Source organism: Actinosynnema sp. NPDC037264 (assembly GCF_055603705.1).
The window spans coordinates 27,277-44,502 of record NZ_JBVJVK010000007.1 but is presented as its reverse complement, the minus strand read 5'-3'; the positions used below and the strand labels follow the sequence as shown (position 1 = coordinate 44,502).

The following is a 17,226-nucleotide window of genomic DNA, read 5'->3' as shown; positions in this document are numbered from 1 at the left end:
CACCGCTCGAACCACGGCTCCTTGACACCTTAACGACGTTCAGGGACGCTGGAGGCACGGCTTAACTTAGTTAAGGAGAGTTCGGATGCGTGCTGCAGTCGTCACCGGACCCGATGCGCCACCCGTCTGCGGAGACGTCGCCGAGCCGGCGGTCCCGCCCGGTCAGGAGCCGTTGCACCTGGTCGGAGCGGGTCTGCACAACGTCGTGCGCGGGCCGGCCTCCGGGCGGCACTACGGCGGCCGGACGACGTACCCGCTGGTGCCGGGGATCGACGCGGTCGCCCGCACCGGTGACGGGCGCCTGGTCTACACCGGCTACGCGCGTCCGCCGTTCGGGACGATGGCGGAGCGGCTGACCGCCCCGTTCCAGGCGGAGGTGCCGGCGGGGGCGGATCCGCTCGCCGTCGCCGCGGGCATGAACCCCGGCCTGTCGGGCTGGGTGGTCCTCACATCGCGGCGCGAGGAAGTGGGCGCGCTGGGCACCGTGCTGGTGCTGGGCGCGACCGGGATGTCGGGCAGCCTGGCCGTGCAGGGCGCGCTGGCGCTCGGGGCGGAACGCGTCGTCGCCGCCGGGCGTGACCCGGAGGCGCTGGAGCGGTTGCGCGGCCTGGGTGCGACGACGGTGTCGCTGGCCCAGGACGGGTCCGACGCCCTGGAGCGGGCCTTGGCCGGCGCCGTCGCCGAGGCGCGGCCCGGTCTCGTGCTGGACTACCTGTGGGGGCCGATCGCCGAGGCCGCGTTCGCGGTGCTGGGTCGGGGCGGCGAGGACGGCGGAGCGGGCACGGCGTACGTGCAGCTCGGCTCGCTCGCGGGCCTGGAGGCGTCCTTGCCCGCGGAACTGCTGCGCAGTCGGCGGATCCGGATCAGCGGGAGCGGTGCGGGCTCGGTGTCCGTCGAGGAGATGTCGGCCAGGGCGCCCGAGGTCATGGCCCGGTTCGCCGACGGTTCCCTGCACGTGCCCTACACCGCGTACCCGCTGAGCCGGGTCGGCGACGCGTGGGCGCACACCGGGCGCAGCCGGGCCGTCGTCGTGCCGGGTTGAGCCGCGGAGCGAGTGGTCGGCAGGGGGACCACTCGGAAGAGGGAGGGATCGCCGGTCAGGGCAGGTTCTTCTCCAGGGCGGCCACGTAGGCCTTCATGAGGTGGTCCCGCATCCCGTCACCGGCCGGGGCGAACGGGTCGGCGGCGAGGCCCTTGCCCCGGTCGAGCAGGTTGGACACGGTGGGCATGGACTCGCGGACCCGGCCGGAGGAGTCGATGTAGCGCAGGGTCGCGACGTGGTGGAACACCGGCTCCGGCGGGACCTGGGCGACGACGTCGTTGTTGTTGACCACCCGGAACGTACGTCCGGCCAGGGCCTTGTCGTAGGCGTCGGCCAGGGTCCGGTCGCACGTGCGGGGCTGGCCGAAGGTGTACACGCCCTGGGCCGAGAGCCGCGGGTCCTCGAAGTGCAGCCAGGCCGCGGCCAGCATCGCCAGGCCGCCGCCGAGGCTGTGCCCGGTGAACCACACCGTCTGCTCGGCGTCGCGCAACTCCTCCACGGCCGCCAGCACGGACGGCATCACCGCCCGCAACGCCTCGGCGAACCCGTAGTGGACCAGGCCGGTGCGCGCCGGACCGGGCCACGGCGGCGTGGTCGTGTCCGACAGCCAGTCGCGCAGCTGCACGGGCTCGGTGCCGCGGAACGCGGTCACGATCATCGTCGGACTGGCCATCGTGTACGCCTGGGTGTCGCTGATCGCGAACGGCGGGGAGAACGTCGAGTGGTGGTGGCGCACCCGGTCGAACCCCCACTCCGCGGCCGTGGCCTCGATCCGCTCGCGGTCCTTGTAGGCCAGCTCGGCGGCCTTGGCCATGCAGTACGCCTGGCGGGCGTCGTACCCGGTGGCCCGGTGGTTCAGCGTCGGCGCAGACATCGTCCATCCTCACGAAGGCGACACGTCGCCGGGCGGCCATGACCCCGCCCGCGCTTCATGCCTACCTCCGCCGCCGCCCCTCCCACCACCGCACACCCGGCCCTTCACCCCACCGAGGTCGCCCTCTCACCCGTCCTGGCCGCACCCCTCGGACGTCGTCAACCGTTCGTGCCCACCCGTGCCGCACGGGTGGTCGAGGCGCGGGCGCCTAATCCTGCGCCTTGCCGCCGGTCACGCGGGAGAGCGCCAGGGCGATGAGGATGATGGCCCCGTTGAGGGCGCCGATCCACTGCGCGGGGACGCCGCCGAGGGTGAGCACGTTCTGGATCATGAACAGCAGCAGGATGCCGGTGAAGGCGCCGAACACGGTGCCCTTGCCGCCGTTGAGGCTGATGCCGCCGATGACCGCGGCGGCGAAGACGGTGAAGATGTAGCCGTTGCCCTGGCCGGAGGCGACCGAGGCCAGTCGGCCGGAGAGCAGCAGGCCGCCGAGGGCGGCGAGCAGGCTCGCGGTGACGATGACGATCCAGAGCACGCGGTCGGTGCGGATGCCGGCGGCCTTGGCCGCGTCGACGTTGCCGCCGATCGCGTAGAGGGACCGGCCGAAGCTGGTGAAGCCGAGGACCACGATGCCGACGGCGAACAGGGCCAGGCACAGCCACACCGACACGGGCACGCCGAACCACTGCGTGGTGCCGAGGTACAGCATCGACTCGGGGAGGCGGAAGAAGGTCTGGCCGCCGGAGATGCCGGTGAGGATGCCGCGCAGCACGATCAGCATGCCGAGCGTCACGATGAAGCCGTTGAGCCCGAACCGGATGATGAACAGCGCGTTGACCACGCCGACCAGGACGCCGACGGCCAGCGTGATGGGCACCGACCAGCCACCCGGCACCAGGCCCAGCCCGTGACCGGCGCCGACCGGCACGGTGAGCCACGCGGCGACTCCGGGCGCGAGGCCGACGGTGGACTCCAGGGAGAGGTCCATCTTCTTGACGACCAGCACCAGGGTCTGGGCCAGGACCAGGACGGCGATCTCCGACATGGTCTGCAGGATGTTGACGAGGTTGTCGGCTTGCAGGAACACCGGGCTGACCAGTTGGCCGACGACGGCGATCGCGATGATGGCGGGGATCAGGGCCAAGTCGCGCAGGCGGGCGAAGGCGAGCCGCCGCCTGCCCTGGAGCCGGGCGGACTTCCCCGCGGGGCCTGCCGCCGGGTCGTTCCCGGTGACCGCGGCGGTCTTGGTCTCAGGCATCGAGGTCCACTCCTTCCATCGCGGCCACGAGCTGGTGGTCGTGCCAACCGCCGGGCGTCTCGGCGACCACGCGGCCCTGGAACACCACCAGGACCCGGTCGCACAGGCGCAGGTCGTCGAGTTCGTCGGAGGCGATGAGCACGCCGGCGCCGGACCCGGCGATCTCCTCGACCTTGCCGAGGAGGAACTCCTTGGACCGCACGTCGACGCCGGCGGTCGGGTTGATCAGCACCAGCAGCTCCGGGTCGCCTGCCAGGGCGCGTGCCATGACGACCTTCTGCTGGTTGCCGCCGGACAGGCCGGAGACCGGCAGCTCCGGTCCGGGCGTCTTGATCGCCAGGTTCTCGATCATGGTCGAGGCGATGCGGTCACGGCGGCGGCCGTCGATGAACCCGTTGCGCCCGAGCCGTTCGGGGATGGTCAGGGTCCCGTTGTCCGCCAAGGACATCTGCGGCACGAGACCTTGGTGGTGCCGGTCCTGCGGGACGAACCCCGCACCGGCCTTCAGCGCCGAGGCCACGCTGCCCGGCCGCGGCCGGGACCCCGCGATCTCCACGGTGCCGCGGGCCGCCGCGCGCAAGCCGACGACGGTCTCGGCGATCTCGATGCGGCCGCTGCTCGCCGCGCCCGCGAGACCGACGATCTCGCCGGCGCGGACGCGGAACGACACGTCCTCGTACGCGCCGGGCAGTGACGCGCCGTCCACCACGAGCACGTCGGCGGCGTCCGGCGCCGGCCCGCGCCGACCGCCGCCCGCCTCCGCCGCGGCCTCGCCGGTCATGGCGGCGACCAGTTCGGCGCGGGGCAGTTCGTCGACCGCGGCGGTGAGGATGTGCCTGGCGTCGCGGAACACCGTCACCACGTCGCAGATCTCGTAGATCTCCTGGAGGTGGTGGCTGATGAACAGGAAGGTGACGCCCTGCCGCTGGAGGTCGTCGATCCGGGTGAACAGCCGGGTGATGGCCGCCGCGTCGAGTTGGGCGGTGGGCTCGTCGAGGATGATGAAGCGGGCGCCGAACGACAGCGCCCTCGCGATCTCCACGAACTGCCGCTGCTCGACGTCGAGCTCCCGGGCGGGGGTGCGCGCGTCGACGTCGACCGACCAGGTGTCCAGCAGCTCGCGCGCCCGGCCGTGCACCGTCTTCCAGCTGATCAGCCCGACGCGGCCGCGGTCGTGCCGGTTGAGGAAGAGGTTCTCGGCGACGGTCAGCTCGGGGATGATCGTGGACTTCTGGTAGACGCACGCCACCCGCTGCCGCCACGCGTCGCGGTCGGCGAGCCGAGGGGCGGGTTCGCCGCCGAACGCGACCTCGCCCTCGTCCGGGGCCTGGAGTCCGGTGAGGATGGACACCAGCGTCGACTTGCCCGCCCCGTTGCGCCCGACCAGGGCGTGGGTCTGCCCGGCCTCCACCCTGATGGCGGCCTCGTGCAGGGCCACCGTCGAGCCGAATCGCTTCGTGATCCCCGTCGCCTCGACGACGGGCGCGGTCACGGTCATCTCGCGTCTCGCCTTCCGCTCAACCGAGCTTGTTGCCCCACAACGACTGGTCGTCGCTCTTGAGGCTGGGAACGCCGTCGTAGGTGCCGCCGTCGGCGGTCACCAGGGGAGCGGAGAGCTGGTCCTCCAGCAGGCCGTCGCGGACCTGGACGATCGTGCTGTCGTGGTCGGTCTTGCCGGGCGCGAACGTCTTGCCGTCGATCGCGGCCTTGAGGTAGTGCAGGGCGTACTTGGCGTAGAGGTCGGCCGGTTGGGAGACGGTGGCGTCGATGCGGCCTTCGGCGATGCCGGCCAGCTCCTCGGGGATGCCGTCGTTGGAGACCACGAACACGTGCTTGGGGTGCTCCGGCCCCACCAGCAGGTCCTTCTGCTTGAGCACCTGCAGCGTGCCGGCGAGGGCGAAGCTGGACTGCATGTACACGCCCTTGATGTCGGGGTGGGCGGTGAGGTCGGTCTGGAGCTTCTGCGCGGCGACCGCGCCGTCCCAGTTCGTGGCCTCGCCGAAGACGGTGATGCCGGGGTAGTTCGCCTTCATGCAGTCGTTGAACGCCTCGGTGCGGTCGCGGCCGTTGATCGAGGCGAGATCGCCTTGCAGCATCACGACCTTGCCCTGGCCGCCGAGCTTGGCGCCCAGGAACCGGCACGCCTTCTCGCCGTACGCGCGGTTGTCGGCCCGGACCACCATGTACACGTTGCCGGTGTCGGGGCGGGTGTCCACGGTGACCACCGGGATCTTCTTCGCCTCCAGCTGCTCCAGCGTGGGCGCGATGGCCGCGGTGTCCTGCGGCGCCATCGCGACGCCCTTGACGCCCTGGCTGATGAAGGTCTGGGCGTTGGCGGTGAGCTTGGCGACGTCGTTCTGGGAGTTGGTGGTCTTCAGCTCGAGCCCGAGCTCCTTCGCGAACCCGGGGCTGTACTCGATGTAGGAGTTCCAGAAGTCGGTGTCGGACCGGGGGTAGTCGACGCCGACCACGGGCCCGCCGGACCCGGCGTTCGAGTCGCCGCAGGCGGCGAGGGCGGCGGTGAGGGCGGCGACCGCGCCGAGGGAGGCGATCGTGCGGTGGGTGCTCTTCACGGGTTCTCCTAGCGGCGATGCTGTGGGAAACCTTGAGGGACGGTCAGGTGCGCGGACGGACGCGCAGGCCGCTCATCCCGCCGTCGACGGCGAGGTCGGCGCCGGTGGTGGAGCCGGCGAGCGGGCTCGCCAGGTAGGCGATGGCGGCGGCCACCTCGTCCGCGGTGACCAGGCGTCCCATGGGCTGGCGGGCGTGCAGCGCGGCCCGCTCCGCCTCGGGGTCCTCGGCGCGGTCGAGCAGGCGGGCGATCCAGGGTGTGTCGGCGGTGCCGGGGTTGACGCAGTTGACGCGGATCCCGTCGGCCACGAGGTCGGCGGCGCTGGCACGGGTCAGGGCCAGCACCGCGCCTTTGGTCGACGAGTACAGGACGCGGTCGGGCAGACCGGCGGTCGCCGCGATGGAACAGGTGTTGACGATCGCCGCGTGGTCGGACCGGCGCAGGTGCGGCAGGGCCGCGCGGGTGGTGCGGACGATGCCGAGGACGTTGACCTCGAACACCCGCCGCCACTCGTCGTCCGGGTTGTCCTCGATGGCGCCCTGCGCGCCGATGCCGGCGTTGTTGACCAGGATGTCGATGCCGCCCAGCCGCTGGGCCGCCCGCTCCACGGCGGCCCGCACGCTGACGTCGTCGGACACGTCGGCCCGGATCCCGACGAGCGGGTCCGGCACGCCGTCCGGTGCGAGGTCCAGGCACGCGACGCGCGCGCCGCGGGAGGCCAGCAGGAGCGCCGTGGCCAGTCCGATGCCGGAGGCGCCGCCGGTGACCACGGCGGCGAGGCCGGCGAACTCGGGCGCGCTCACGCGGTGGCCTGCCGGTTCCAGACGGGCCCCTCGGGGAAGCGGTGGGCGGCGATGGAGGCGGGGTGCAGCTCGGCGCTGATGCCGGGCGCGGTCGGGGCGAGGTAGTGGCCGCGGCGGATCCGCACCGGGTCGGTGAAGTGCTCGTGCAGGTGGTCGACGTACTCGATGACGCGGTCCTCGGTCGTGCCGCTGACCGCGACGTAGTCGAACATCGCCAGGTGCTGGACCATCTCGCACAGCCCGACACCGCCGGCGTGCGGGCACACGGGCACGCCGAACTTGGCCGCCAGCAGCAGGATCGCGACGTTCTCGGTGACGCCCGCGGTGCGGCTGGCGTCGAGTTGCAGGATGTCGAGGGCGCCTGCCTGGAGCAGCTGCTTGAACATCACCTGGTTGTGGGTGTGCTCGCCGGTGGCGACCTTCACCGGCGCCAGCGCCCGCCGGATCGCGGCGTGGCCGAGGATGTCGTCGGGCGAGGTGGGCTCCTCGATCCAGTACGGGTCGTAGGGCAGCAGCCCGGTCATCCACTCGACGGCCTGCCGCACGCCCCAGGCCTGGTTGGCGTCCACGGCGATCCTGATGTCGGGCCCGACCGCCTCGCGGGCCAGCCGCAGGCGGCGCCGGTCGGCGGCGGCGTCCGCGCCGACCTTCAGCTTGATCTGGGTGAACCCGTCGGCGACGGCCTCCTTCGACAGGCGCACGAGCTTCTCGTCGTCGTAGCCGAGCCAGCCGGGTGTGGTGGTGTACGCGGGGTAGCCGTGCCGCAGGAGGTGGGCGGCGCGGTCGGCGCGGCCGGGCTCGGCGCGGCGGAGGATGTCGAGCGCCTCGTCGCGGGTGAGGACGTCCTCGAGGTAGCGGAAGTCGACGAGGTCGACGAGCTGCTCGGGGGTCAGTTCGGAGAGCAGTTGCCACACCGGCTTGCCCGTGCGCCGCCCGTAGAGGTCCCAGACGGCGTTGACGACGGCCGCGGCGGCCATGTGGATGGCGCCCTTCTCGGGGCCGAGCCAGCGGAGCTGGCTGTCACCGGTCAACCGGCGCGAGAACGCGCCCGGATCACCCAGGACCTCGTCCACCGGCAGCCCGACGACCAACGGGGCCAGGGCGCGCACGGCGGCGACCTCGACGTCGTTGCCGCGCCCCACGGTGAACGCGAGGCCGTGGCCCTCGGCGCCCTCGCTGGTCCGGATGGTCACGTAGGCGGCCGAGTAGTCGGGTTCGGGGTTCATGGCGTCGGAGCCGTCGAGCTCGCGCGAGGTCGGGAACCGCACGTCGACCGCGTCGACGGCGGTGATCAGTTCAGTCATCGTGCCTGGCGCTTCCGGCGCGGGCGCCTCGGCGTCGGGTCGAAGGCATGGCCACCACCCCTTGTCGTGTGTCTGCGGCATGTCCTCGGCCCAGGAGCCGACAGGACATGGGATGGATTTATAGGTCGTCCGGCCTGTCGGTGTCTAGAGTCGGCGCTCGACTCAGGCGGAAAACCGGTAAGTAGCCTGGTAAATGGCCAACGCCGAAGGTGGGCCTGGTTTCCGAGACATCCAATGTCTTCCGTAGAGATGGGATGTATTGCTAGCCTGCCCAGCGCGCACGCCACGTCCTGGGAGAAGCCACCGATGTCACTGACCGACAAGGCGATCGACCGCATCAGGGACCTGATCCAGTCGGGTGACCTGTCGCCGGGGTCGAAGCTTCCCCCCGAGCAGCAGTTGGCCGCCGAGCTGGGCCTGTCCCGGAACCTGATGCGGGAGGCGGTCAAGGCGCTCGTGGTCGCACGCGTGCTGGAGATCCGGCGGGGCGACGGCACCTACGTGACCAGCCTGGAGCCGGAGGTGCTGCTCGGGAGCATCGCGTCCGCGGTGGAGCTGCTCCACGGCGACACGCTGTTGGAGCTCACCGAGGTGCGCCGGCTGTTCGAGCCGGTCGCCACCGGACTCGCGGCCACCCGGATCAGCGCCGCGGAGCTCGCCGTGGTCGAGGAGCACCTCCACGCGATGCGCGCCGCCCGCGACGACGTGGAGCTGCTCAACGAGCACGACGCCGCCTTCCACCGGGCCGTCGTCGCCGCCACGGGCAACGCGACGTTGGCGACCCTGCTGGACGGCATCTCCGGCCGCACGGTGCGCGCCAGGGTGTGGCGCGGACTGGTCGACGACAACGCGGCGAGCCGCACCCTCGCCGAGCACGAGGCCATCTACCACGCGCTGGTCGATCGCGACGCCGCCCTCGCCCAGGCCGCCGCCCTCCTGCACATCACCACCACCGAGCGGTGGCTGCGCGAGCACGTGGACCGCGACGGCGACGTCCCGCCCGCCGGCTGACGACGGCGTCGCACACCAACACGTCGCACCAAGACGCCGCACCAAGACGTCGCACACCAAGGAGAACCCCGATGAAGTTCCTGCGCGTGGGCCCGGCGGGCCACGAGCGGCCCGTCGTCCTCGACGCCCGCGGCGCCGCCTACGACCTGACCGGGTTGACCGCCGACATCGACGGCGCCTTCCTGGCGGGCGGCGGCGTGGACCGGGTCCGGGCGGCCCTCGCCGACGGCGCGGTGGACCCGATCGACATCACGGGCCTGCGGATCGGCGCCCCGGTCGCCCGGCCGGGGAAGGTCGTCTGCGTCGGGCTGAACTACGCCGACCACGCCGCCGAGACCGCGACGCCCCCGCCCGCCGAGCCGGTCATCTTCCTGAAGGCCTCGAACACGGTCGTCGGTCCCGACGACGCGGTCCTCGTCCCGCGCGACAGCGTCAAGACCGACTACGAGGTCGAGCTGGCGGTGGTCATCGGCCGCACGGCGCGCTACCTGGACTCGCCGGCCGACGCCGACGACGTCATCGCGGGGTACGCCATCGCCGACGACGTCACCGAACGGGCGTTCCAGCACGAGCGGGGCGGGACGTGGGACAAGGGCAAGTCGTGCGAGACGTTCAACCCGCTCGGCCCCTGGCTGGTCACGCCCGACGAGGTGGGCGACCCGCAGGGACTGGGGATGCGGTTGCGGGTCAACGGCGAGCTGCGCCAGGACGGCCACACCAAGGACATGATCTTCGGTGTCCGCCACGTCGTCTGGTACCTCAGCCGGTTCATGGTGCTGGAGCCGGGTGACGTGATCAACACCGGTACCCCGGCCGGCGTCGCCTTCGGCGCCAACGACTTCCCCTACCTGCGTGCCGGTGACGTCGTCGAGGCCGAGATCGACGGGCTGGGCCGGCAGCGCCACGTCCTGGGACAGGCGTGATGACCTCCGCGACCCCGCAGTGGTTCACCGAACGGGTGCCGCTCGGCCGCTCGGACGTCACGGTGAGCCGGCTCGGCTTGGGCACCGCGCCGCTGGCCGGGTTGTTCTCGGCGGTCGCGGAGGAGCAGGCCGCCGCCGCGCTGGAGACGGCGTGGGCCACCGGCGTCCGCTACTTCGACACCGCGCCCCACTACGGCGCGGGCCTGGCCGAACGGCGCCTCGGGGCGTTCCTGGCCACCCGGCCCCGGGCGGAGTTCACGGTGTCGACCAAGGCCGGCCGGCTGCTGGTGCCCGGCGAGACCGCGCCCGGCGACGAGGGCTTCCACGACGGGCAAGGTCTGGTCCGCGTCCGCGACTACAGCGCGGCGGGCGTCTACCGGTCGTTGTCGGAGAGCCTGGAGCGGTCCGGCCTCGACTCCTTCGACGTCGTGCTGATCCACGACCCCGACGAGCACTGGGAGGACGCCGTTACCGGGGCGTACCCGGCGCTGGAGCGGCTTCGGGCCGAGGGCGCGGTGCGGGCGATCGGGGCGGGCATGAACCAGACGGCGATGCTCACCCGGTTCGTCGCCGAGACCGACGTGGACTGCGTGCTCGTGGCCGGCCGGTACTCCCTGCTCGACCGGAGCGCGGCCGACGACCTGCTGCCGCTGTGCGAGCAGCGGCGGGTGGGCGTCCTCGTGGGCGGGGTCTTCAACAGCGGCATCCTCGCCGACCCGGCCCCCGGCGCCTCCTACGACTACGCCCCCGCCCCGGACGGGGTGCGCCGGCGGGCCCTCGTCCTGGCCGAGCGCTGCGCCGCGCACGGCGTCCCCCTGGCCGCCGCCGCACTGCGCTTCCCGCTGCGGCACCCGGCGGTGACCGGCGTCGTCGTCGGCGCCCGGAACCCACGGGAAGTCGCCGAGAACGCCGGGCACGCCGCCACCGTGATCCCCGAGGCGCTGTGGTCGGAACTCGACGCGTTGGAGCAGGAGCGAGCGCAGTGATCCGGATCGACGCCCACCACCGCTCACGGCACCTCCCCGCCCGGCCGCAGGGCGGCGGCGGGCGTGACTTCGGGCCGGCGTACCCGCGGCCCCGCGTCGACGTCGTGCCGGAGGCGTTCGGCCCCGACCGGCTTATGATCGGCTCCGACCGGCCGGTCCGCGTGCCGGCGGGGCGGGACCGGCGCGTCGGTGGCACCGCCGCCCGCGGCAACCGGTTGGGGGACAGCTGATGCGCACGGTGCGACTGGCCTACGGCGAGACCGGGTTGGACCTGCGGGTCGACCCGGCGGTGACCACCGTGGTGACACCCGGGCACCGCCAGGCGACCGAAGCGCCGAAGGAGATCCTCCGCCGTGCCCTGCGCACCCCGGTCGCCGGGCCGCCGCTGCGGGACCGCGTGCGCCCAGGGCAGACCGTGGCGATCTCCGCCTGCGACGGGACGCGCCCGCAGCCCCGGGAGCTGATGATCCCGGCCATCCTGGAGGAGCTGGACGGCCTGGTCGACCTCGACGACGTCGTGGTGCTGGTCGCCACGGGGACGCACCGGGGCAACACGGAGGCCGAGCTGCGCCGGATGTTCGGCGACGAGGTGGTCGACTCGGTGCGGATCGTCAACCACGACGCCCGCGACCGGAGCGCTCTGACGTGGATGGGCGAGTTCGGCGCGGGCGTGCCCGTGTGGCTGAACCGGGACTGGGTCGACGCGGACGTGCGCATCACCACCGGTTTCGTCGAGCCGCACTTCTTCGCCGGTTTCTCGGGCGGCCCGAAGCTCGTCGCGCCGGGCCTGGCGGCGCTGGAGACGGTGCTGGTGCTGCACGACGCGCGCCGGATCGGCGACCCGCGGGCGACGTGGGGGATCATCGAGGGCAACCCCGTGCACGACGACGTGCGCGCCATCGCGGACGCCACCGGCGTGACGTTCGGCTTCGACGTGGTCCTCAACCAGGACAAGGAGGTCGTCGCCGCGTTCGGCGGTGACCTGCTCGCCATGCACGCCGAGGCGGTGCGGACCGCGCGCGAGGTCGCCATGCGGCCGGTGCCCCGCCCGTTCGACGTCGTGGTGACCACCAACTCCGGCTATCCGCTGGACCAGAACCTCTACCAGTCGGTGAAGGGCATGTCGGCCGCCTACCAGGTGGTCAAGGCGGGCGGGGTGATCGTGTGCGCGGCCGAGTGCCGCGACGGCTTCCCCGACCACGGCTCCTACCGCGAGGTGCTGGCCTCCGCGGCCTCGCCCGAGGCGCTGCTCGCGGAGATCTCCGCGCGGCCGGTCACCGTGCCCGACCAGTGGCAGGTCCAGATCCAGGCGCGCATCCAGGCCGACTGCCGGGTCGTCATGCACACCTCCTACCTCAGCGACGCCGACCTGGCCACCGCCCACCTGCGGCAGACCGCGGACATCTCCGCGACCGTCGCCGAAGCCCTCGCCGCGGCCGGGCCCGATGCCCGGCTGTGCGTGCTGCCGGAAGGCCCGCAGACGATCCCCTACGTCGAAGGGCCGGGCCGGTGAACGGGACGGTCCTGGTCTGCCTGGACAAGTTCCGGGGCTCGGTGTCCGCCGCCGATGCCTGTGCGGCGGTGGTCGACGGCGTGGCGGACGCGGACGGCCAGGCGGTGGCGATGCCCGTCGCCGACGGCGGCGAGGGCACCGTGGCGGCGTTGGTGCGCGCCGGCTACGACGAGGTGCGCGTCGAGGTCACCGGTCCCACGGGCGAACCGGTGCGGGCCGCGTTCGCCGTGCGCGGTGACCGGGCGGTGGTCGAGCTGGCCCAGGCCAGCGGGTTGGACGTGCTGCCCGACGGCTGGCTCGCGCCGCTCACCGCCGACACCTGCGGCACCGGTGAGCTGATCCGCGCCGCGCTGGACCGCGGCTGCGCCGACATCGTGCTCGCCGTGGGCGGCAGCGCCACCACGGACGGGGGAGCGGGCCTGCTGCGCGCCCTGGGCGCGCGCGTCACCGGCGCCTCGGGCGAGCCGATCGGCCCCGGCGGCGCGGCGTTGACCGGCACGGCGCGCGTCGACCTGTCTGGGCTGGACCCGAGGCTGGCGCACGCGCGCGTGACCCTGGCCTCGGACGTGGACAACCCCCTGACCGGCCCGAACGGCGCCGCCGCGGTGTTCGCGCCGCAGAAGGGCGCGACGCCCAGGGACGTGCAAGTGCTGGAGCGAGGGCTCCGCCGGTTCGCCGCCGTCGTGGCGGAGGAGACCGGGCGGGACCTGAGCGGGGAACCCGGCGCGGGCGCGGCCGGTGGCGCGGGGTTCGCCGCGTTGGCCGCCCTCGACGCCCGGCGGACGTCCGGTGCCGACTTCGTCCTGCGGGCGATCGGCGTCGAGGACGCGTTGCGCGGGGCTTCGCTCGTCGTGGTCGGCGAAGGCCGGTTCGACGAGCAGAGCCTGCGCGGCAAGGCGCCGATCGGCGTGGCCGAGGCGGCACGGCGGCACGGCGTGCCGGTCGTGGTCGTCGCCGGCGACGTCCGGCTCACCCCCGAACGGCTGCGCGAGGTCGGCGTGGTCGCCGCGTGGTCGCTGCTGGAGCGCGCGGGCGACCTCGACACGGCGATGCGGCAGGCGCCCGAGCTGCTCAGGGCCATCGGGAGCGAGCTCCTCGCGCACGCGCCCTTCACCGCCACCCGGGGAGCGCGACCATGACCGGACCGGAGGCGGTCGACCTCGGGTTCGCCAGGGTCGACGTGGACCGCGAAGCGCGCCAAGGCCTGCCCGAGGTCATCTACGGCAGCGGGAAGACGCCCGAGCAGATCAGCGGGATCGTGCGGACGTTGTTGCGGCACAACGACGGCCCGGTGCTGGCCACCCGCGTGGAGCCCGACGCGGCGGCGGCCGTGCTGGCCGCCGTGCCCGACGGCGCGTACGACAGCGGAGCGCGGCTGGTGGTGTGGCGCCCGGCCGCGCCGACCGGGTTCGACGTGGTGGTGGCCGCGGCGGGCACGGCCGACCTGCCGGTGGCGCGGGAGGCCGCCGCCGTCGCGACCGCCGTGGGACTCGGCGTCACCACGGTCACCGACGTCGGCGTGGCCGGCCTGCACCGGTTGCTGGCCGAGCAGGACCGGCTGCGGGCCGCGGACACCGTGATCGTTGTCGCGGGCATGGAAGGCGCGCTGGCGAGCGCGATCGGGGGCCTGGTCGCGTGCCCGGTGGTGGCCGTGCCCACCTCGACCGGCTACGGCGCCGGCCTGGAGGGCATCACCGCGTTGCTGGCGATGCACGCCTCCTGCGCGGCGGGCATCACCGTGGTGAACATCGACTCCGGGTTCGGCGCCGCGATGGCCGCGTTCCGGCTCGCCCGCGTGGCGGGGCGGAGGACGACGTGAGCCGGGTGTGCGTGATCTCGCCGTTCACCGGGCTGGCCGGTGACATGCTGCTGGCCGCGCTGGTGGACGCGGGTGCACCGCAGGACGCGATCCGCGCGGCCGTCACCGACACCGGCCTGACCGGCTGGGACCTCACCGTCACCCCGGTGCTCACGCACGGGCTCACCGGCCGCCGCGCCGTCGTGTCGGTGTCCGACGACGCGACGAGCCGCAAGGCGGGCGAGCTGATCGCCATGGCGTCCAGGGTCCGCGAACCGGCCGTGGCTCAGACCGCCGTCGCCGCGCTGCGGGCCATCGCCGAGGTCGAGGGACGCCTGCACGGCGAGGACCCCGACCAGGTCCACCTGCACGAGCTCGGCGGTCACGACACCCTCGTGGACATCGTCGGCGTGGCCGCCGCGCTGCACGCCCTGGACGTGCGGGCCGTGCACTGCGAGGCGTTGCCGATCGGCAGCGGGTCGGTCCGCACCGCGCACGGGGTGCTGCCCTGCCCGGCCCCGGCCACCTCGGCGCTGCTGGAAGGCGCACACGTCGTCGGCACCACCCTGCGCGGCGAGACCGTGACGCCGACCGCCGCGGCGCTGCTGCTCGCGATCGGCGCGGACTACGGTCCCGTGCCGGAGATGCGCATGGCGGCCACCGGTTACGGCGTGGGCACCAGGACGCTGCCCGACCGGCCCAACGTCGCCGTGGTGCGACTCGGCGACCTGGACGCCCGCCACGACGAAGCAGGGGAAGTACGCGACCTCGTGGTGCTGGAGACCAACCTCGACGACGTCACCGGCGAGGTCCTCGGCTACGTCGTCGCCCTGCTGCTGGACGCGGGCGCGCTGGACAGCTGGATCACCCCGGCCACGATGAAGAAGGGCAGACCGGGCCACGTCCTGCACGCGCTGGCCGCACCGGAGACCGCCGACGGGATCGAACGACGGATGCTGGTGGAGACGGGCTCCCTCGGCGTGCGGCGGACCGGCGTGCGGCGCACGGCCCTGCCCCGCAGCACCGACACCGTGCACGTCAACGGCATGCCGGTGCGCCGCAAGCACGGACCGCACCACGGCAAGCCGGAGTACGACGACGCCGTCGCCGTCGCCCGGCGGACGGGCCTGCCCCTGCGCACCGTGCTCGCCATGGCCGCCGAGAGCCCCGAGGAGCCCTGATGGACACCGCCACCACCGCCGACCGACTCGTGGCGCGGTTGGCCGACGTCGGCCCGGTCGCCGTCGCCTTCTCCGGCGGCGTGGACTCCGCGCTCGTGCTCGCCGCCGCGGCGCGCGCCTTGGGGCCCGACGCGGTGCTCGCCGTCACCGCCGACTCGGCGAGCCTGGCCGCCGCCGAGCTCGCGGTCGCGGTCGCGTTCGCCGACGGCCTCGGTGTCCGGCACGTCACGCCGGGTACCGCCGAGCTGGACAACCCCGCGTACGCGGCGAACGGCCGGGACCGCTGCTACTTCTGCAAGTCCACCGTGCTGGACACCATCACGTCCGTCGCCCGCGACCACGGCCTGACCGCGGTGGCGACCGGGGTGAACGCCGACGACGCGCGCGACCCGTTCCGACCGGGCATCCGCGCCGGCGACGAGATCGGCGTGCGGACCCCGTTGCGCGACCTCGGGATGACCAAGGCCGACGTCCGCGCGGTGAGCCGGCACTGGGGGCTGTCCACCTGGGACAAGCCGGCGATGCCCTGCCTGGCGAGCCGGGTGCGCTACGGCGTGGCGATCACACCCTCACGCCTGGCGCGGGTCGAACGCGCCGAGGCGGCGGTCCGGGCGTGGCTGGTGAGCGCGGGGACGCCGAGCTGGGACCTGCGCGTGCGCGACCTCGGTGACGTGGGCCGGGTCGAACTCGACCCCGACCTGGTCGACCGGCCGGGGATCGGCCCCGCGCTCACCGAGGTCGTGCGCGCGGCGGGGTTCGACGGCGTCGAGCTGGCGGTGTTCCGGTCGGGTGCGCTCAACCACGAGTGACCTGGTCGGGCTCGTCGCGGGGCGCGAGCATGGCGTCGGCGCCGATGAGGTTGAGGCAGAACTCCACGGAGTGGGCCATCAGCCACCCGGCCTGCGCGTCGCGGAAGATCCGTTGGATCGGCGAGGTGGCGACGAAGCCGGACCCGCCGCCGACCTGGAGGCACAGCTGCGCGACGTCGCGGGCGACCTGGTTCGCCGTGGGCTTCGCGCGCGTCGCGGCGGGCAGGAAGAGGGGCGAGTCGCGGTCGGCGAGCCAGGCGGTGTTGTGGGCGACCAGCGCGGCGGCTTCGAGCCGGAGCACGGCGTCGGCGACCTCGAACTGGAGGCGCTGCTCGGCCGCCAGGGGCTGTCCGGTCGAGGGCAGGGTTCGTCCGCGTGCGTAGCGGACGAGCGTGTCCAGGGCGGTGTCGGCGATGCCGAGGGAGAGCCAGGCCAGGCCGGCGGCGATGTGGTTGGGCTTGGGCTGCGGGGACGGCGGGCACCGCCGGTCGGAGCGCAGCACGGTGCCGTTGAGCCCGATCAGGTGGCTGCGGGTGGCGCGCAGGCCCAGGGTGTCCTGCGGCTCGAAGGTCACGGTGTGGTCGGGTTCGAGCCCGAACAGGGTGGGTTGCCCGTCCACGAGCGCGTTGACGAGGAAGTGGTCGGCGATCTCGCAGCCGGACACGAACCGCTTCGCGCCGGTGAGCCGGTACCCGCCGTCGACGGGTTCGGCGACCTGCTGCGGTGAGAGGAACTGGTTGCCGCCCGACGGTTCGGACAGGGCGTTGGCGAAGCGGCGGCCCGCGATGAGCTCGTCGGCGTAGTACCGGGCCGCGTCGGGGGCGGAGTGGCGCACGAGGCCTTCGGCGGCGCCGATGTGCATGAGCCACACGCAGGCGGTGGACGGGTCGGCGGCGCTGAGGACCCGCAGGACCGCGCCGACCGTGCGGTAGCTCAGCGACTGCCCGCCCCACTCGCGCGGCAGCGTGGCCTGGTCGAGACCGCTGGCGTGCAGGGCCCGCAGGTTCGCGACCGGCAGTTGCGCGGTCCGGTCGAACTCGTCGGCGGTGGCGGCGAAACCGGTGGCCAGGTCCGCGGCGACCCGGACCCACGACTGCTCGTCCGGGGGCGGCCCGAGGGGGTGGTCGTCGGGCATCGGCATGGTCATGGGTT

At 73.6% G+C, this 17,226-nt stretch carries 17 protein-coding genes; 10 read left to right on the top strand and 7 right to left on the bottom strand.

The features are described from left to right. Positions 1-85 precede the first annotated feature (85 nt). Positions 86-1,042: a zinc-binding dehydrogenase gene (locus ACZ7GX_RS11145; RefSeq protein ID WP_498775322.1), complete on the top strand. Its 957-nt coding sequence runs from the start codon at positions 86-88 to the stop codon at positions 1,040-1,042. A gap of 55 nt (positions 1,043-1,097) precedes the next feature. Here the strand turns inward: ACZ7GX_RS11145 and ACZ7GX_RS11140 are convergent, their stop codons facing one another. The 6 genes from ACZ7GX_RS11140 to ACZ7GX_RS11115 form a co-directional block, all read right to left on the bottom strand. After that, positions 1,098-1,916, bottom strand: coding sequence for a lipase family protein (locus ACZ7GX_RS11140; protein WP_498775320.1), 819 nt, complete (start codon positions 1,914-1,916; stop codon positions 1,098-1,100). 208 nt (positions 1,917-2,124) lie between these two features. After that, positions 2,125-3,174, bottom strand: a complete 1,050-nt coding sequence (locus ACZ7GX_RS11135) for an ABC transporter permease (protein WP_498775318.1) — start codon at positions 3,172-3,174, stop codon at positions 2,125-2,127. After that, complete coding sequence (locus tag ACZ7GX_RS11130; protein WP_498775314.1) at positions 3,167-4,672, bottom strand: sugar ABC transporter ATP-binding protein; 1,506 nt, start codon at positions 4,670-4,672, stop codon at positions 3,167-3,169. Before ACZ7GX_RS11130 ends, ACZ7GX_RS11135 begins: the two co-directional genes overlap by 8 nt. A gap of 19 nt (positions 4,673-4,691) precedes the next feature. Further along, on the bottom strand, positions 4,692-5,747 hold the full coding sequence (locus ACZ7GX_RS11125) for a sugar ABC transporter substrate-binding protein (protein ID WP_498775312.1): 1,056 nt from the start codon (positions 5,745-5,747) through the stop codon (positions 4,692-4,694). 43 nt (positions 5,748-5,790) lie between these two features. Next, the gene (locus ACZ7GX_RS11120; protein ID WP_498775310.1) at positions 5,791-6,549 is read right to left on the bottom strand and encodes an SDR family NAD(P)-dependent oxidoreductase; all 759 of its coding nucleotides are present in this window, start codon (positions 6,547-6,549) and stop codon (positions 5,791-5,793) included. Beyond that, positions 6,546-7,853 (bottom strand): enolase C-terminal domain-like protein, encoded by a 1,308-nt coding sequence (locus ACZ7GX_RS11115; RefSeq protein ID WP_498775308.1) that lies wholly within the window; start codon positions 7,851-7,853, stop codon positions 6,546-6,548. The genes ACZ7GX_RS11120 and ACZ7GX_RS11115 overlap by 4 nt, the downstream gene beginning before the upstream one ends. Positions 7,854-8,159: 306 nt before the next feature. Between ACZ7GX_RS11115 and ACZ7GX_RS11110 the strand changes: the two genes are divergently transcribed. From ACZ7GX_RS11110 to larE, 9 genes are all read left to right on the top strand, one after another. Next, on the top strand, positions 8,160-8,864 hold the full coding sequence (locus ACZ7GX_RS11110) for a FadR/GntR family transcriptional regulator (protein WP_498775306.1): 705 nt from the start codon (positions 8,160-8,162) through the stop codon (positions 8,862-8,864). A gap of 71 nt (positions 8,865-8,935) precedes the next feature. Beyond that, entirely contained in the window at positions 8,936-9,787 is an 852-nt protein-coding gene (locus ACZ7GX_RS11105; RefSeq protein WP_498775304.1) for a fumarylacetoacetate hydrolase family protein, read from the top strand. Next, a complete protein-coding gene (locus ACZ7GX_RS11100) occupies positions 9,787-10,773 on the top strand; it encodes an aldo/keto reductase (protein ID WP_498775302.1) in 987 nt (328 codons plus the stop codon). Before ACZ7GX_RS11105 ends, ACZ7GX_RS11100 begins: the two co-directional genes overlap by 1 nt. Further along, positions 10,770-11,003 carry a hypothetical protein gene (locus tag ACZ7GX_RS11095; RefSeq protein ID WP_498775300.1) on the top strand — a complete coding sequence of 78 codons (234 nt, stop codon included), beginning with the start codon at positions 10,770-10,772 and terminating at the stop codon, positions 11,001-11,003. Before ACZ7GX_RS11100 ends, ACZ7GX_RS11095 begins: the two co-directional genes overlap by 4 nt. Then, a complete protein-coding gene (gene larA / locus ACZ7GX_RS11090; RefSeq protein ID WP_498775298.1) occupies positions 11,003-12,286 on the top strand; it encodes a nickel-dependent lactate racemase in 1,284 nt (427 codons plus the stop codon). The genes ACZ7GX_RS11095 and larA overlap by 1 nt, the downstream gene beginning before the upstream one ends. Further along, positions 12,283-13,425 carry a glycerate kinase gene (locus ACZ7GX_RS11085; protein ID WP_498775296.1) on the top strand — a complete coding sequence of 381 codons (1,143 nt, stop codon included), beginning with the start codon at positions 12,283-12,285 and terminating at the stop codon, positions 13,423-13,425. Before larA ends, ACZ7GX_RS11085 begins: the two co-directional genes overlap by 4 nt. Further along, positions 13,422-14,105 (top strand): nickel pincer cofactor biosynthesis protein LarB, encoded by a 684-nt coding sequence (gene larB, locus ACZ7GX_RS11080; protein ID WP_498775294.1) that lies wholly within the window; start codon positions 13,422-13,424, stop codon positions 14,103-14,105. The genes ACZ7GX_RS11085 and larB overlap by 4 nt, the downstream gene beginning before the upstream one ends. Continuing rightward, positions 14,102-15,265, top strand: a complete 1,164-nt coding sequence (gene larC, locus ACZ7GX_RS11075; protein WP_498775291.1) for a nickel pincer cofactor biosynthesis protein LarC — start codon at positions 14,102-14,104, stop codon at positions 15,263-15,265. The genes larB and larC overlap by 4 nt, the downstream gene beginning before the upstream one ends. Continuing rightward, complete coding sequence (larE, locus tag ACZ7GX_RS11070) at positions 15,265-16,074, top strand: ATP-dependent sacrificial sulfur transferase LarE (protein WP_498775288.1); 810 nt, start codon at positions 15,265-15,267, stop codon at positions 16,072-16,074. Before larC ends, larE begins: the two co-directional genes overlap by 1 nt. Here the strand turns inward: larE and ACZ7GX_RS11065 are convergent. Further along, complete coding sequence (locus tag ACZ7GX_RS11065; protein WP_498775286.1) at positions 16,061-17,221, bottom strand: acyl-CoA dehydrogenase family protein; 1,161 nt, start codon at positions 17,219-17,221, stop codon at positions 16,061-16,063. The two genes, larE and ACZ7GX_RS11065, sit on opposite strands and share 14 nt — an antisense overlap. Positions 17,222-17,226 lie beyond the last annotated feature (5 nt).

What these genes read in the sequence shown, in the direction of transcription:
- larA (WP_498775298.1), top strand. Translation starts at nt 11,003, where the DNA reads ATGCGCACGGTGCGACTGGCCTACGGCGAGACCGGGTTGGACCTGCGG.
- ACZ7GX_RS11100 (WP_498775302.1), top strand. Translation starts at nt 9,787, where the DNA reads ATGACCTCCGCGACCCCGCAGTGGTTCACCGAACGGGTGCCGCTCGGC.
- ACZ7GX_RS11110 (WP_498775306.1), top strand. Translation starts at nt 8,160, where the DNA reads ATGTCACTGACCGACAAGGCGATCGACCGCATCAGGGACCTGATCCAG.
- ACZ7GX_RS11145 (WP_498775322.1), top strand. Translation starts at nt 86, where the DNA reads ATGCGTGCTGCAGTCGTCACCGGACCCGATGCGCCACCCGTCTGCGGA.
- ACZ7GX_RS11065 (WP_498775286.1), bottom strand. Translation starts at nt 17,221, where the DNA reads ATGACCATGCCGATGCCCGACGACCACCCCCTCGGGCCGCCCCCGGAC.
- ACZ7GX_RS11115 (WP_498775308.1), bottom strand. Translation starts at nt 7,853, where the DNA reads ATGACTGAACTGATCACCGCCGTCGACGCGGTCGACGTGCGGTTCCCG.
- ACZ7GX_RS11105 (WP_498775304.1), top strand. Translation starts at nt 8,936, where the DNA reads ATGAAGTTCCTGCGCGTGGGCCCGGCGGGCCACGAGCGGCCCGTCGTC.
- ACZ7GX_RS11130 (WP_498775314.1), bottom strand. Translation starts at nt 4,672, where the DNA reads ATGACCGTGACCGCGCCCGTCGTCGAGGCGACGGGGATCACGAAGCGA.
- larB (WP_498775294.1), top strand. Translation starts at nt 13,422, where the DNA reads ATGACCGGACCGGAGGCGGTCGACCTCGGGTTCGCCAGGGTCGACGTG.
- ACZ7GX_RS11135 (WP_498775318.1), bottom strand. Translation starts at nt 3,174, where the DNA reads ATGCCTGAGACCAAGACCGCCGCGGTCACCGGGAACGACCCGGCGGCA.
- larE (WP_498775288.1), top strand. Translation starts at nt 15,265, where the DNA reads ATGGACACCGCCACCACCGCCGACCGACTCGTGGCGCGGTTGGCCGAC.
- ACZ7GX_RS11140 (WP_498775320.1), bottom strand. Translation starts at nt 1,916, where the DNA reads ATGTCTGCGCCGACGCTGAACCACCGGGCCACCGGGTACGACGCCCGC.